General features: G+C 70.8%; 15 protein-coding genes. 6 read left to right on the top strand and 9 right to left on the bottom strand.

The features are described from left to right. Nucleotides 1–46 precede the first annotated feature (46 nt). From A5481_RS19530 to A5481_RS19515, 4 genes are all read left to right on the top strand, one after another. Nucleotides 47–799, top strand: coding sequence for a competence/damage-inducible protein A (locus tag A5481_RS19530; protein ID WP_048431770.1), 753 nt, complete (start codon nucleotides 47–49; stop codon nucleotides 797–799). 6 nt (nucleotides 800–805) lie between these two features. Continuing rightward, on the top strand, nucleotides 806–1,312 hold the full coding sequence (gpt, locus tag A5481_RS19525) for a xanthine phosphoribosyltransferase (RefSeq protein WP_048428071.1): 507 nt from the start codon (nucleotides 806–808) through the stop codon (nucleotides 1,310–1,312). A gap of 176 nt (nucleotides 1,313–1,488) precedes the next feature. Beyond that, on the top strand, nucleotides 1,489–2,169 hold the full coding sequence (locus A5481_RS19520; protein WP_048431771.1) for a transglutaminase-like cysteine peptidase: 681 nt from the start codon (nucleotides 1,489–1,491) through the stop codon (nucleotides 2,167–2,169). A 148-nt stretch (nucleotides 2,170–2,317) separates the two neighbouring features. After that, nucleotides 2,318–3,010: a transglutaminase-like cysteine peptidase gene (locus A5481_RS19515; protein ID WP_048431772.1), complete on the top strand. Its 693-nt coding sequence runs from the start codon at nucleotides 2,318–2,320 to the stop codon at nucleotides 3,008–3,010. Between the two features lie 21 nt (nucleotides 3,011–3,031). Here the strand turns inward: A5481_RS19515 and A5481_RS19510 are convergent, their stop codons facing one another. Continuing rightward, the gene (locus A5481_RS19510) at nucleotides 3,032–3,772 is read right to left on the bottom strand and encodes a hypothetical protein (protein ID WP_048431839.1); all 741 of its coding nucleotides are present in this window, start codon (nucleotides 3,770–3,772) and stop codon (nucleotides 3,032–3,034) included. 107 nt (nucleotides 3,773–3,879) lie between these two features. Continuing rightward, entirely contained in the window at nucleotides 3,880–4,209 is a 330-nt protein-coding gene (locus tag A5481_RS19505; protein ID WP_048431773.1) for a DUF6949 family protein, read from the bottom strand. A gap of 252 nt (nucleotides 4,210–4,461) precedes the next feature. Between A5481_RS19505 and A5481_RS19500 the strand changes: the two genes are divergently transcribed. Beyond that, complete coding sequence (locus A5481_RS19500; RefSeq protein ID WP_082172905.1) at nucleotides 4,462–5,175, top strand: hypothetical protein; 714 nt, start codon at nucleotides 4,462–4,464, stop codon at nucleotides 5,173–5,175. A 9-nt stretch (nucleotides 5,176–5,184) separates the two neighbouring features. On the opposite strand, the gene A5481_RS19495 is transcribed toward A5481_RS19500, so the two are convergent. The 4 genes from A5481_RS19495 to A5481_RS19480 form a co-directional block, all read right to left on the bottom strand. Continuing rightward, the gene (locus A5481_RS19495; RefSeq protein WP_425339716.1) at nucleotides 5,185–5,385 is read right to left on the bottom strand and encodes a DUF3126 family protein; all 201 of its coding nucleotides are present in this window, start codon (nucleotides 5,383–5,385) and stop codon (nucleotides 5,185–5,187) included. A 223-nt stretch (nucleotides 5,386–5,608) separates the two neighbouring features. After that, on the bottom strand, nucleotides 5,609–6,448 hold the full coding sequence (cysE, locus tag A5481_RS19490) for a serine O-acetyltransferase (protein WP_048431775.1): 840 nt from the start codon (nucleotides 6,446–6,448) through the stop codon (nucleotides 5,609–5,611). A gap of 207 nt (nucleotides 6,449–6,655) precedes the next feature. Continuing rightward, nucleotides 6,656–7,378, bottom strand: coding sequence for a response regulator (locus A5481_RS19485; RefSeq protein ID WP_425339717.1), 723 nt, complete (start codon nucleotides 7,376–7,378; stop codon nucleotides 6,656–6,658). Between the two features lie 170 nt (nucleotides 7,379–7,548). Continuing rightward, entirely contained in the window at nucleotides 7,549–7,776 is a 228-nt protein-coding gene (locus tag A5481_RS19480) for a hypothetical protein (RefSeq protein ID WP_048431776.1), read from the bottom strand. A 361-nt stretch (nucleotides 7,777–8,137) separates the two neighbouring features. On the opposite strand from A5481_RS19480, the gene A5481_RS19475 reads away from it, so the two are divergent. Next, on the top strand, nucleotides 8,138–9,880 hold the full coding sequence (locus tag A5481_RS19475; RefSeq protein ID WP_048431777.1) for an ATP-binding response regulator: 1,743 nt from the start codon (nucleotides 8,138–8,140) through the stop codon (nucleotides 9,878–9,880). A gap of 353 nt (nucleotides 9,881–10,233) precedes the next feature. Here the strand turns inward: A5481_RS19475 and A5481_RS19470 are convergent, their stop codons facing one another. The 3 genes from A5481_RS19470 to fdhF are packed head-to-tail and all read right to left on the bottom strand — an operon-like array spanning nucleotide 10,234 to nucleotide 14,205. Beyond that, nucleotides 10,234–10,524: a formate dehydrogenase subunit delta gene (locus A5481_RS19470; RefSeq protein ID WP_048431778.1), complete on the bottom strand. Its 291-nt coding sequence runs from the start codon at nucleotides 10,522–10,524 to the stop codon at nucleotides 10,234–10,236. Nucleotides 10,525–10,535: 11 nt separating this feature from the next. Next, nucleotides 10,536–11,357, bottom strand: a complete 822-nt coding sequence (fdhD, locus tag A5481_RS19465) for a formate dehydrogenase accessory sulfurtransferase FdhD (RefSeq protein ID WP_245238561.1) — start codon at nucleotides 11,355–11,357, stop codon at nucleotides 10,536–10,538. Further along, nucleotides 11,344–14,205: a formate dehydrogenase subunit alpha gene (gene fdhF, locus A5481_RS19460; RefSeq protein WP_048431780.1), complete on the bottom strand. Its 2,862-nt coding sequence runs from the start codon at nucleotides 14,203–14,205 to the stop codon at nucleotides 11,344–11,346. The genes fdhD and fdhF overlap by 14 nt, the downstream gene beginning before the upstream one ends. Between the last annotated feature and the right edge of the window lie 8 nt (nucleotides 14,206–14,213).

The raw sequence follows: 14,213 nt of genomic DNA, 5'->3' as shown, positions 1-14,213 counted from the left end.
CGATAAGGCGGGCGTCGACCCTGCCGTTCCGTTTCGAGGATGCCCGATGCCCGATGCCAGCCCCGCCCCGGTCACGGCCGCCATCCTGGTCATCGGCGACGAGATCCTGTCCGGGCGCACCAAGGACAAGAACATCGGCTACATCGCCGAGTACCTGACCAATTCGGGCATCGACCTGCGCGAGGTACGGGTGGTCCCGGACGTGGCCGAGGAGATCGTCGGCGCCGTCAATGCCCTGCGCGCCCGCTACACCTACCTGTTCACCACCGGCGGGATCGGGCCGACCCACGACGACATCACGGCCGATTGCGTGGCGCAGGCCCTCGGCGTCGGCATCGACGTCGATCCCCGCGCCAAGGCGATGCTGCTCGAGCGGATCAAGCCCGAGGACCTCAACGAGGCCCGCCTGCGCATGGCCCGGATCCCGTTCGGCGCCGACCTCGTCGAGAACCCGATCTCGAAGGCGCCGGGCTTCATGATCGAGAACGTGATCGTGATGGCCGGCGTGCCGTCGATCATGCAGGCGATGCTCGATTCGGTCGCCCCGCGGCTCAAGACCGGCGCGCGGGTGACCGCCGAGACCATCGAGGCCGGCAACCTGCCGGAGGGCGGCTACGCCGAGGGGCTGGCCGCCATCGCCAAGGCGCATCCGGGCGTCTCGATCGGCTCCTACCCGTCGATGACCCCTGCGGGCTTCCGCAACCAGATCGTGGTGCGCGGCCGCGAGCCCGAGGCGCTGGCGGCTGCACGCACCGACATCGAGGCGCTGCTGGCGCGCCTCCAAGCAGAGCGGACCTGACGCACCATGGCTGCCCCGAGCGACAAGGCCTTTCCCGTTTCCTGGGACCAGTTCCACCGCGATGCCCGGGCGCTCGCCTGGCGGCTGGCCGGCGCCGGCCCGTTCGAGGCGATCGTGTGCATCACCCGCGGCGGGCTGGTGCCGGCCGCGATCGTGGCGCGCGAGCTCGGCATCCGGCTGATCGAGACGGTCTGCGTGGCGAGCTACCACGACTACCAGGAGCAGGGCTCCCTCCAGGTGCTCAAGGACGTCGCGCCGAGCATCCGCGCCATCGGCGACGGGAGCGGCCGGGGCGTGCTGGTCCTCGACGACCTGACCGATACCGGCAAGACCGCCCAGGTGGTCCGCGCCATGCTGCCGGACGCCCACTTCGCCACGGTCTACGCCAAGCCCGCGGGCCGGCCGCTGATCGACACCTTCGTCACCGAGGTGAGCCAGGACACCTGGATCTACTTCCCGTGGGACATGGGCCTGTCCTACCAGGCGCCGATCCAGCCCGGAACGTCCGGTTAAGATCAACACCCCGCTAAGGCGAGCATCTGTTTTCGACGGATCGGTTGAGCGGGGTCTTCGGCCTGTTCGCAGGGCCGTTTCCAGGCCCCGCGAATCGATAAAATTGCGCGGATCCATTTCAGCGCCGGCCAGCAGGTGGGCGGCCATTCTCCTTCCTAACGAAGGGGATGGCACAGATGACCACGGGTTTCGGGCGGCAGGTGAAGCGGGTTCTGGCCGGTGCGGCGGTGATCGCGGCGGCCCTGATCTCGACCCAGGGCGGCGAAGCGGCGGCCCAGGCTCTCGCAGCCCATAACCTCGCAGCCCATAACCTCGCAGCCTTGCCGATGCCGAGCGCCGGCGCCCCGGATCTCGGCCATGCCCGGCCGATCGCCGGCTGGGTCGAGTTCTGCGCCCGCTACGCCTCCGAATGCGCCGTCGACCCGAGCGAGCCGGCCCAGGTCACCCTCACCCCGCGGCTGTGGCAGACGGTCACCGGCATCAACCGCCAGGTCAACACGTCCGTGCGCGCCGTCACCGACCAGGAGCACTGGGGCGTGCCGGACCGCTGGGACCTCGCCGAGGACGGCGCGGGCGATTGCGAGGATTTCCAGTTGCTCAAGCGCAAGCTGCTGGCCCAGGCCGGGCTGCCGCGCCGCGCGATGCGGATGACCGTGGTGATCGACGAGAAGGGCGAGGGCCACGCCGTCCTGATGCTGCGCACCGACCGCGGCGATCTGGTCCTCGACAACAAGACCAGCGCCGTGCTGCCCTGGCACAGGACCGGCTACACCTTCATCAAGCGCGAATCGCAGGACGCGACCGCCTGGGTCTCGCTCGGCGGCGCCACCGCACCGACCATGACCGCCAATCGCTGAAACCCCGAATCACCTGGAAAATCTGCGTCTCGAATTGGAACCAAAGTGCGGCAGGGGCGTTTAACAGGGTTTAAATTTTTCGGTTGAGCCCCGCCCGGCCCCGTGGCAGCTTGGATGCAAGAACCAAGCTCAACGAGTCGATGGGGCAATGCGGGCAGTGATGGACGGCCTCGGCCGGGCGATTCCTCTCGATCGCCAGGGCCTCCTGATGCGCGGCGCTCGGGCGGCGCAGCTGGGGCTTCTCGGGACGCTGCTGCTAATCGGCGGCGCGACCACGCAGGGACAGACCCAGACCCTGGCGGCCCTGCCGGATGCCAGCGCGGCGATCGAGCGCGGCGGCGCGGCCAAGCCCGTGAGCGCCTGGACCGACTTCTGCACCCGCTACCCGGCGGAATGCGCCGTCGACATCAAGGAGCCGACGACGCTGGCGATGACGCCGACCCTGTGGCGCACGCTCACGGCGGTCAACCGGCGCGTCAACGGCCGCATCCGGCCGATGATCGACCAGGACCATTGGGGCGTCGTCGACCGCTGGGACTTCCCGGACGACGGCATGGGCGATTGCGAGGATTACCAGCTCCTGAAGCGCCGGATGCTGGTCGAGCGCGGCCTCGCCCGCCGCGCCCTGCGCATGACGGTGGTGATCGACGAGATCGGCGAGGGCCACGCCGTGCTGATGGTCCGCACCGACCGCGGCGACTACATTCTCGACAACAAGACCAACGCGATCCTGCCCTGGCAGCGCACCGGCTACACCTACGTGAAGCGCGAGGGCCAGGACGGCCTCGCCTGGGTGGCGCTGAACGGCATCACCTCGCCGGTGACCACGGCGAACCGCTGACCACCGATCCGCCGGGCAGACTCACGTCCGGCGCAGCACCTCCTCGGCGAGGCGGCCCCACTCCCCCTGCAGCTTGCGCACGTGGGCGGGCGCCCGGCGCAACCGGTCCAGGATCTCCCGCGCCGTGCGGCGGCCCTCCTCGGCGCGCCCCGCCTGCACCAGCACGGCGGCGCGCCGGGCGCCGGCCTCGTAGCCGTGATCGTGCAGGGCGATCGTCTCGAAGGCGTCGCACGCCTCGTCGGTGCGGCCGAGGGCGGCCAGGACGCGGGCATGGAGCATGGCGCCGCGCGGGCCGTGGTAATCGCCCTCGCGCACTCTCAGCGCCTCGAGGCCGGCGAGCGCCTCGGCGGGGCGGCCGAGTTCCAGCGCCGCCTCGGCCAGGCCGAGATGGAACACCGGCTCGCCGCCATTCGGCCGCCGGACGATCTCGTCGTACTGGTCCCACGCCTCCTGCCAGCGGCCCAGGGCGGCGCATTCCTCGGCCAGGGCCGCCCGGTTGGCCACCGTATCGGCGTCGGCGACGCGCTCGCGCAGCATCCGGCAGGTCCTGCTCGGATCGAGCTGCCGTGCGATCCCGCGCCCGGCGGAGCGTGCCCGGGGCGAGCCGAGGAGGTTCGGCAACACCTCGACGACGAGATAGGCGAGGCCGCCGATCGGCGGCAGCAGGATGATGATCCAGCCCCAGGGCGAGAAGCGCCCGGTCCTCGCGGCGTGGATGGCGAGGGCGGCGTTCAGGCAGAAGACGACGAGGGCGATCGGCACGGCGCGCATCCCGGATGTCGAGGCTGCCCGCGATTAGGGAATGGTCTTCCGCAAGGTCAAGCGCATCTCGGTGCGGAGGATTGCCGACCCGGTTCCGGCTCCGCCCGTCAGGCGCCTGAGACCAGATGGGCGAGGTCGAGCACGACCCGGCCCGAGACCAGGCTCCAGCCGCAGGCGAGGATCGTCGCCAGCATCACGAACGGCATCGGCCGCCCCTCGATGCGCCGGCCGCGCACGGTATTGCGCAGGATGATGAACGGCGCCCCGAAGGCGAGGATCGGCAGGGAGGCCAGCGCCACGAGGCCGCCGCCCGACAGGAGGCCGAAGCTCGCCCGCCGCGCCGTCGCCCATTCGAAGGCGCTCGCCAGCAAGCCGGCGAAGGCGAGGCCGAGCACCAGGGTCTGCAGGTTCTCGATGGCGGAGGGCGAGAGGTTCATGGGAGGTTAAACTCCGGCAGGCGCGTTCGTCCCACCCTGCGCCAGGGGCGATTTTCGGTTATGGTTAATTTTTCGTTATCCACAGGTCTTTGCGAGCGATCCCGTTGCGGGATTCTCCAAGGCATGACGCAGCGCCGCCACAGAAATCCGGGGCGTGGCAGCGTGGCCGTAAGGCATCGTTAACGATCGCAGCCGAACGTTCGGGGGACGGACCCTCCCGGGTCCCGCGCGAACGAATCGGAGGCGGGCGCCATGGGGCCTGCACTGGGCGCCTCTCTGGCGCGACTGGAACGGGATGGGGCGCAGGCCCCGCGGGTCGGCCGGCCGGCCGTTTCCGCCCTCGCGGCGGGCCGGACGGTGTCCGCCGACCGGCGCCTGATGCTGGCGGCGGCCCTCGGGTTCGCCGGTGCGCTCGGCCTGACGGGCGCCGTCGCCGCGTGGCTCGCCCGCCCGCCGGCCCCGGCCGGCCCGGTCGTGGTGAGCACGCTCACGCCCCGGCCCCTGGTGCTGCCCGCCGCCTGGCTCGTCCGCCCCGGCGCGACCGAGGCGACGAGCGACCGGATCGACCTGGCGATCCCCTGGACCGAGCTGACCGGCAGCGTCCTGCCCGGCCAGATGCGGGTGACGGCGACGCGCGCGCCCGAGACCGCGGCGCCGCTGAGCCCGGCCCGGCGCTACGCCCGCTTCCTCACCGCCGAGGCGCAGCCGGTTCCGGAGGGCCTGATGCGGCGGCGCTTCCGCGCCGGTACGCCGTTCGAGGGCGAGGATCTCTATCTCGCGGAAGGCGACGGCAGCCGGTTCGCGGCGCGCTGCGCTACCGGCCGGGTGCCGGAGCCGGACGCGGCCTGCCTCAGCGAGATCCGGATCGGCGCGCTTGCCCTGCGCCTGCGCTTCTCGGCCGACCGGCTGCCGGCCTGGGCTGCCGGCCTCGCCGGGCTGGAGCGGCTGTTCGGCCCCAGCCCGTGACGGATCGGCCTATTCGTCCTCGAGATCGGTATCGAGGATCGCCATCGAGAAGTTGAACGAGCGATCGCCGTCCTCGTCGTCGACCGACAGCACGCCGACGAATTCCTCGCCGATGTAGACCTCGGCCGAGTCCGTCTTCTTGGGACGGCCGACGAGGCGGATGTTGTGGTTCGCGAAAGTGCGCCGAAGGTAGCCTTCCACCTTCGTCATCTCGATCTTGTTCACGCTGGCCTCTTCACGCGCTTGGCTTGGCGGTCCCTCGCCCGGAGCGGGGACGGGCCGCCTTCAACGAGGATCCCGAGCCGCGGCACGGGATGCGACGACGCCCCCTCCCCGCCGGGCAGGCCGCGGGGGCTGCCCGCGGAGGGCTGGCGGCAGGCCCCCGCCTTGCCACGGCGGGGCCGGGCGGGCAAGGCGGCTCCGGGCCGGCGTTTCAGATGCCGTCCATCAGATGGATGAACTGGTCCATCGCGCGGGCCGGGTCGGAGCAGCCGGCCGAGCCGACGACCCGGGCCGGCACGCCCACCACGGTGGTGCAGGGCGGCACCGCCTGGAGCACGACCGAGCCGGCGGCGACCCGGGCGCGGGCCCCGACCTCGATGTTGCCGAGGATCTTCGCGCCGGCGCCGATCATCACGCCCTGCCGGATCTTGGGGTGGCGGTCGCCGCCCTGCTTGCCGGTGCCGCCGAGGGTGACGTCGTGCAGCATCGACACCTCGTCCTCGATCACCGCCGTCGAGCCGACGACGAGACCGGTGGCGTGGTCGAGGAAGATGCCGCGGCCGATCCGGGCCGCCGGGTGGATGTCGGTCTGGAAGACTTCCGACGAGCGGCTCTGCAGGTAGAGCGCGAGGTCGCGCCGGCCGCGGGTCCACAGCCAGTGGCCGAGGCGGTGGGCCTGGATGGCGTGGAAGCCCTTGAAGTACAGGACCGGTTCGATCGCCCGGCCGGCGGCCGGGTCGCGGTCGATCACCGCGCCGATATCGGCCCGGAAGGCCTGGCCGATGCCGGGGTCGTCGGCCACCGCCTCGCCGAAGCTCTGGGCGATCAGGTCGGCGGTGAGGGCCGGATGGCCGAGCCGCGAGGCGACCCGGTGCGCCACCGCCGATTCGAGGGTGGCGTGGTTGAGGACGCTCGCGAACAGGAACGAGGCCAGGCGCGGCTCGTCGCGCATCACGGACTCGGCCTCCTGGCGCAGCCGCCGCCAGACCGGATCGACGGTCCCGGCGACCGGATCGGCGCCGGGGACGGAGGGGGCGGGACTGGACGACAACGGCCTTCTCCTCGGCGGGCGCGGCGGGCGAACGAAACTCCACCCGGTGCACGGAGCGCGACGGCATTCTTCGGGGATAGCGTGGAGAGCCTACCCCGGTTCATCAAGCCCCCGCGGCGCGGATCAGGGCTGTCCCCGCGCGCAAAAACCCGGCCGATCGCCCCCAGACGGCGGGAAGCGGCCGGTCGCGCGCCCCGGACCCGCGCGTCAATCGCCGTCGGGACGGAACACGTAGCCCATGCCGCGCACGGTCCTGATGAAGCGCGGATTGGCCGGGTCCGGCTCGACCTTCTTGCGGATGCGGTTGATCCGCACGTCGATCGCCCGGTCGAACGCTTCCGGGTCGCGGGCATCGGCGAGGTCGAGCAGGCGCTCGCGGGTCAGGACCCGCTTGGGGTTGTCAAGGAAGGCCTTGAGCAGGGCGTATTCGGAGCGGGTCAGGATCTGCTCGGTGCCGGCCTCGTCGCGCAGGCGCAGGGTCTCGGTGTCGACGATCATCCGGCCGAAGCGGACGCCGCCCTCGGGCGGGGACGGCTCGGCCGGCCCGCGCCCCTGCGCGGCCCGACGCAGCACCGAGCGGATGCGGGCGACCAGCTCGCGCAGCTCGCACGGCTTGGGCAGGTAGTCGTCGGCCCCGAGCTCGAGGCCGACCACCCGGTCGATCGGGCTCGCCGTGGCGGTGAGCATGATGATCGGCACGCTCGACCGGCCTTTGAGGTCGCGCACGATCGACAGCCCGTCCTCCTCCGGCATGTTGAGGTCGAGGACGATCAGGTCCGGGGCGACCTCGGCGAGACGTCGGCGCAGGGCGCGCCCACCGTCGCACAGGCTGACCTCGAAACCGTGCATCCTCAGGTAATCGCCCACCATGGCGCGGGCATCGGCCTCGTCGTCGACCACGACGACATGCGGCGCCGGCCCGGTCACCATTCCGCCCGCCGCGATCCGCGCCTCGCCGTCATGCCGCGCCCCCGTGCCGGAGCGCCCCGAGATCGCGAGGCGCTCCGGCACGACAATGCCGTGCCGCAGGCCGTCCGTCCACGTCCCTGCCGGCCCCGGTCGGGCTCCGCTGTCGGCGCGCGACCTCGGCGGCCGGGGCCTCAGCCGAGGATGCGGGCGAGGCGCGCGGCGATCCGCAGGCGCGAGGCGGCCGGCAGCGCGCCCGGCGCCTCGGCCTCGATCAGGGCGGCGACCTCGGCGAGGCTCGGGCCACGTGAGCGTGAATCCTGCAGCAGGGCATTCAGGTCATCGAGGTCGCGCCGCCACGGCGCGTCCTCCGCCAGGGGCGCGGCGTTCGCGCCGACTTGTCTCGGGACCACGTGAAGCATGGCGTGCCTCCGTTCCTTGCAGGCGCGGCGCCTGCAGGCGGGTTCTGCTGCGGGAGCATTGCACCCCGAACCGGGCGGTACTGGATGTGCTCCCGCGCACAAGACCCGACGCCCCCCGCACCAATCGACGGCGCGACGACCGCCGGGACCGTCTTTCGCGTCGCCCGTTCGAGGGCCGCGGGATCGAAGGAAGCGGGGTACTTCCTCCGACGCGACCTTGTCGGCAGTTCCGCTCCCGGCCAGGATGACCGCGCGATGCCTAGCCCCGCGACGCCTTGCCCAGCGACGCCTTGCCCGACGTCGTGCCGCATCGCCTGCCGGCGGTCCCGGCGGAGCGGTTGGGGAGCCCCACGGACGGTCGATGAGCGACGACGACATCCTCTTCCTGCTGCCGGACGACGAGCCCGGCGAGACCGCCGCCGCCTCCTGGCCGGTCCTCGTCGTCGACGACGATCCCGCGGTGCACGAGGGCACCCGCTTCGCCCTATCGGGCTACAGCCTCGAAGGGGCCGGGCTGGAGCTCGTCTCGGCCTATTCGGCCGCCGAGGCCCGGACGGTGCTCGCCCGACGCGGCGTCGCCGTGATCCTGCTCGACGTGGTGATGGAGACCGACGATGCCGGCCTGCGGCTCGTCGATTTCGTCCGGCGCGAGCTGAAGGACGAGACCGTTCGCATCATCCTGCGCACCGGCCAGCCCGGCCAGGCACCGGAGCGCCGGGTCATCGTCGACTACGACATCAACGACTACAAGGCGAAGACCGAGCTCACCGCCGACAAGCTGTTCACCAGCCTCACCGCCGCGCTGCGCGCCTACCAGCAGCTCAAGCGCCTGGAAGAGACGCGGCGAGGGCTCGAGATCATCATCGACGCCGCCCCGATGCTGCTCGACTACAAGTCGATGCAGCGGCTGGCCGAAGGCGTGCTGACCCAGGTCGGCTCGCTGCTCAACGTCGCCTGCGAGGGCATCCTGGTGCTGCGCGACCATACCGGCCCGCAGGACGCGGTCAGCGTGCTCGCCGGATCCGGCTGCTACCAGCACCTCGTCGGCGGGGACGGGACCGGCCCCCTCGACGACGCCGTCCAGGAGATCGTCGCCCAGGCCTTCGCCGAGCGACGCCACACCTTCGGCGAGCAGTGGTCGACGCTCTACGTCCACACCGCCAGCGGCAGCGAGATCGTCGCCCTGCTGAAGGCCGACCGCTCGCTCTCCGAGACCGACCGCGCGCTCATCGCCCTGTTCACCTCGCGCCTGTCGGTCGCCTTCGACAACGTCATCCTCTACGAGCGCCTGCAGCAGGCCAATATCGGCCTCGAGCAGCGGGTGGTGGAGCGGACCGCCGAACTGATGCGCGCGAACCGCCGGCTCGCGATGCAACGGTCCGACCTGCGCCGCGCCAACCAGCTCAAGACCGAGATCCTCGGCACGGTCGCCCACGACCTGAAGAACCCGCTCGCCGTGATCCTCGGCCGGGCCGAGATGCTGGGCGACATGATCGAGGCGAACCCGCAGCCGACCGAGGCGATGCACGCCCAGATCGGCCATATCCGCGAGACGGCGCGCCGCCTCACCGGCATGATCGAGACCCTGATCGCCGACGCGATGAACGACGCCCTCGACATCGCGCTCCGGCGCGAGCCGGTCGACGTCGCCGGCCTCGCCCGCGAGGTGTCGCTCGCCAACGCGCCGCTCGCCGAGACCAAGGGGCAGACCCTGCGCTCGGCGATCCCCGACAGCCTGACGCTGCACGGCGATGCCGAGCGGCTGCGCGAGGCGATGGACAACCTGATCTCGAACGCCATCAAGTACTCGCCGGCCGGGGCCGAGATCCTGGTCACGGTGGCGCGGGAGGGGGCCGAGACGGTCTACGCCGTGCGCGACCACGGCCCGGGCCTGTCGCCCGAGGATGTCGGCCGCCTCTACGGCCGCTTCCAGCGCCTCTCGGCCAAGCCCACTGCCGGCGAGGGCTCGACCGGCCTCGGCCTTTCGATCGTCAAGCGCATTGCCGAGCTGCATGGCGGGCGCGTCACCGCGCAGACGCATGAGCACGGACCCGGCTCGACCTTCGCGATCCGGCTGCCGGACGGCGACGGCGAGGCGGCATGAGCCGATCGGTCAGCGTTGACTGTTCGTCATTGGATCATACAATCTGACCCAGGAGTGGGGCGAAGAGCTTCCGCTCCTCGCCCCTTTTCGGTGGGGCTACGCTAGCCGAGCTTGACGCGGAGGATCAGGACCACACTGGTCCTCCGCACTCGCTTGTAGAACACCGAAACGCGAAAGCGTGGTCGAAACCACCCCATCGTCGCCTCCTGGGTTCGTGTTCGGCGATGCTTTCGCCCGAAGACACCCGGCCGCTTACCGGGCGCGAGGCTGTGGTGCCCTGGCGCTTTCCGCTCGATCACGTCGCCAGATGACCATAGGTCAGTCCCGCCCGCAAGGCGAACGGGCCGACCGCGTCAGCCCGCGTCGCTCGCCCCCATTCCCTGCTCGTGCGGGTCCGTCACTGCGTCGCGGATCGGGCTGCGCGCCTTCGGGGCGATGTGCAGGGCGGTGAGCGCCAGCGGGTCGAGGCCGTGATCGGCGTCCGCGCAATAGGCGACGAGCTGATCGCGCATGCGCGGGGTCCAGAACGCCACGATGTGCTTGTGGATGCCCGCCACCGCCTCGTCCTGCGGATAGGAGCGGAAGAACGCGGCGATCTGGTTCGCCATGCGGACGAGCTTCTCGTGGGGATCGGTGGCGCTCATTTGAGAAACACTCACGGAACGGTCAGGCGCTCGGGCGCGGTGAACAGGGTGACGGTGTCGTGGCGGGCGATCGCCGCGAGGGTCAGGCCGTGCCGGGCGGCGCGCTCGACGGCGAGCGAGGTCGGGGCCGAGATCGCCACCAGGATCGCCGCGCCGAAGCTCGCGGCCTTCTCGACCATCTCGAACGAGCAGCGGCTGGTGATGACGAGGAAGCCGTCCTCGGGTCTCGTGCCGGCGCGCAGGAGCGCGCCGATCAGCTTGTCGAGGGCGTTGTGACGCCCGACATCCTCGCGGACCGCCAGGATGGTGCCGTCGCGGTCGGCCCAGGCGGCGGCATGGACCGCCCGGGTCTCGCGTCCGAGCACCTGGAGGTCGTCGAGGGCCTGGAGCGCCCGTTCGACGGCGCCGAGGGAGACCGTGACGCCTTCCGCGGCGTGCCGGTCCGCTTTCGGGATGTCCTTCAGGTCGTCGATGCCGCAGACCCCGCAGCCGGTGCGGCCCGACAACACCCGCTTGCGGGCGAGATGCTCGCGCAGGCGCCCGGGCGCGAGGTCGACGACGAGGCGCAAGCCCCCCTCCCCGGCCTCGACCGCGGCGCCGCGGATCTCCTCGGCGCCGGCCACGATGCCTTCGGTCAGGCTGAAGCCGTAGGCGAAATCCTCGAGATCCGCCGGGGTCGTCATCATCACGGCGTAGGGAACGTCGCCGTAGACGACGTTCACCGGCATCTCGACGGCGAGCGGACGCATCCCCTCCCGCTCCGCGCCGCGCCCGTAGGCGACGACGCGGGTCGGGACGGACTGACTCGTCGCGACGCCGCTACTCGGCGGCATCGAGGGTGTGAGCGATGCGGGTGAGGGAGATGTCTTCCTCATAGAACCGGGCCTGCCAATCGGACGGCCGGTTGGTACGCCGAACCTGCACCGCCGTCACCTTGTACTCGGGGCAGTTGGTCGCCCAGTCCGAGTAGTCGGTGGTGATGACGTTGGCGCCGGTCTTCGCGTGGTGGAAGGTGGTGTAGACCACCCCCGGCTGCATCCGCTCGGTGACCCGCGCCTTCAGCGCGATGTCGCCCGACCGGCTCTCCAGGCTGATGAGGTCGCCCTCGACGATGCCGCGGCTCTCGGCGTCGAAGGGATGGATCTCCAGCACGTCCTCGGGATGCCACAGCGAGTTGGCGGTGCGCCGGGTCTGCGCCCCGACATTGTACTGCGACAGGATCCGGCCGGTGGTGAGGATCAGCGGGAACTTGCGCGTGGTGCGCTCGTCGGATGCGACGAACTCGGTGAGCATGAACCGGCCGAGGCCCCGCACGAAGCGGTCGACATGCATCATCGGCGTACCGAGCGGTGCCTTGTCGTTGCACGGCCATTGGATCGAGCCGAGTTCCTCGAGCTTGGCGTAGGACACGCCGGCGAAGCTCGGGGTCAGGGACGCGATCTCGTCCATGATCTCGGACGGGTGCCCGTAGTGCATCGGGTAGCCGAGCGCATTGGAGAGCAGCATCGTGCCCTCCCAGTCGCCGTAGCCGCCCATCGGCGCCATCACCTGGCGCACCCGGCTGATCCGCCGCTCGGCATTGGTGAAGGTGCCGTCCTTCTCCAGGAACGAGGCACCCGGCAGGAAGACGTGGGCGTATTTCGCAGTCTCGTTCAGGAACAGGTCCTGGATGACGATGCACTCCATCGCCTTCAGGCCGGCCGTGACGTGGTGCGTGTCGGGGTCGGACTGGGCGATGTCCTCGCCCTGGATGTACAGGCCCTTGAAGGTGCCGGCGACCGCCTCGTCGAGCATGTTGGTGATGCGCAGGCCCGGATCGGGCGAGAGCTGCGCGCCCCACAGGGCCTCGAAGGTCTCGCGGGTCGCGTCGTCCGAGACGTGGCGGTAGCCGGTCAGCTCGTGCGGAAACGAGCCCATGTCGCAGGAGCCCTGGACGTTGTTCTGGCCCCGCAGCGGGTTCACGCCGGCGCCCGGCTTGCCGATGTTGCCGGTGGCCATGGCGAGGTTCGCCATGCCCATCACCATGGTCGAGCCCTGGCTGTGCTCGGTGACGCCGAGGCCGTAATAGATCGCCGCGGCTCCGCCCTTGGCGTAGAGGCGGGCGGCCGCCCGCACCTCGGCCGGGTCGCAGCCGGTCAGCTCCTGCACCGCTTCCGGCGCGTGGCGCTCGTCGGCGATGAAGCGGGCCCAGATCTCGAAGTCCTTCAGGTCGCAGCGCTCGCGGACATAGGCCTCGTCGACGAGACCGTCCGTCACCACGACGTGGGCGAGCGCGTTGACCATCGCCACGTTGGCGCCGGGCTTGACCGGAAGATGGTGCGCCGCCCGGATGTGGGGCGACTTGACGAGGTCGATCCGGCGCGGATCGATCACGATCAGCTTGGCGCCCTGGCGCAGGCGCTTCTTCATCCGCGAGCCGAAGACCGGGTGGCCGTCGGTCGGGTTGGCGCCGATCACCAGGATCACGTCGGAATCCTCGACCGACTTGAAGTCCTGGGTGCCGGCCGAGGTGCCGAGCGTCGACATCAGGCCGTAGCCGGTCGGCGAGTGGCAGACCCGGGCGCAGGTATCGACGTTGTTGTTGCCGAAACCGGCGCGGACCAGCTTCTGGACGAGGTAGGCTTCCTCGTTGGTGCAGCGCGACGAGGTGATGCCGCCGATCGAGTCGCGCCCGTACTGGGCCTGGATGCGCTTGAACGCGGAGGCCGCGTGCTGGATCGCCTCCTCCCAGGACACTTCGCGCCAGGGATCGGTGATCTTCTCGCGCACCATCGGCTTGGTGATGCGGTCCTGGTGGGTGGCGTAGCCGTAGGCGAAGCGGCCCTTGACGCAGGAATGGCCCTCGTTGGCCTTGCCGTCCTTGTAGGGCACCATGCGGACGATCCGGTCGCCCTGCATCTCGGCCTTGAAGGCGCAGCCGACGCCGCAATAGGCGCAGGTCGTGACCTTGGAATGCTCCGGCTGGCCCATCGCGATGACGGACTTCTCCTGCAGCGTCGCCGTCGGGCAGGCCTGCACGCAGGCGCCGCACGACACGCATTCGGAGTTGAAGAAGTCGGTCGGCCCCGCCGCCACCCGGGAATCGAAGCCGCGACCGGCGATGGTCAGCGCGAAGGTGCCCTGCACCTCCTCGCAGGCCCGGACGCAGCGGTTGCAGACGATGCACTTCGACGGGTCGTAAGCGAAGTACGGGTTCGACTCGTCCTTCGGCAGGTAGAGCTCGGAGTTCTTCGAGACGTGGTTGGCGCCGTCGTAGCCGTAGCGGACCTCGCGCAGGCCCACCGTGCCGGCCTGGGTCTGCAACTCGCAATCGCCGTTGGCCGAGCAGGTCAGGCAGTCGAGCGGGTGGTCGGAGATGTAGAGCTCCATCACGCCCTTGCGCAGTCGCGCGAGCTTGTCCGACTGGGTGTGCACCACCATGCCGTTCTCGGCCGGCGTCGTGCAGGAGGCTGGTGTACCGCGCCGCCCGTCGATCTCGACGAGGCAAAGGCGGCAGGAGCCGAAGGGCTCGAGCGAGTCGGTGGCGCAGAGCTTCGGGATCTGCGTGCCGGCATGCATCGCCGCCGCCATCACCGAGGTGCCGGCGGGTACGGTCACGGACTGGCCATCGATCGTCAGCGTCACGCTCTGGTCGGAGACGCGGATCGGGGTGCCGTAGTCGATTTCCTTGATGAGGGCCATCGGGTGCG

Origin of the sequence: Methylobacterium platani (assembly GCF_001653715.1) — a bacterium.
GTDB classification, from domain to species: Bacteria; Pseudomonadota; Alphaproteobacteria; order Rhizobiales; family Beijerinckiaceae; genus Methylobacterium; species Methylobacterium platani.
This window is presented reverse-complemented; position numbering and strand designations above follow the sequence as displayed.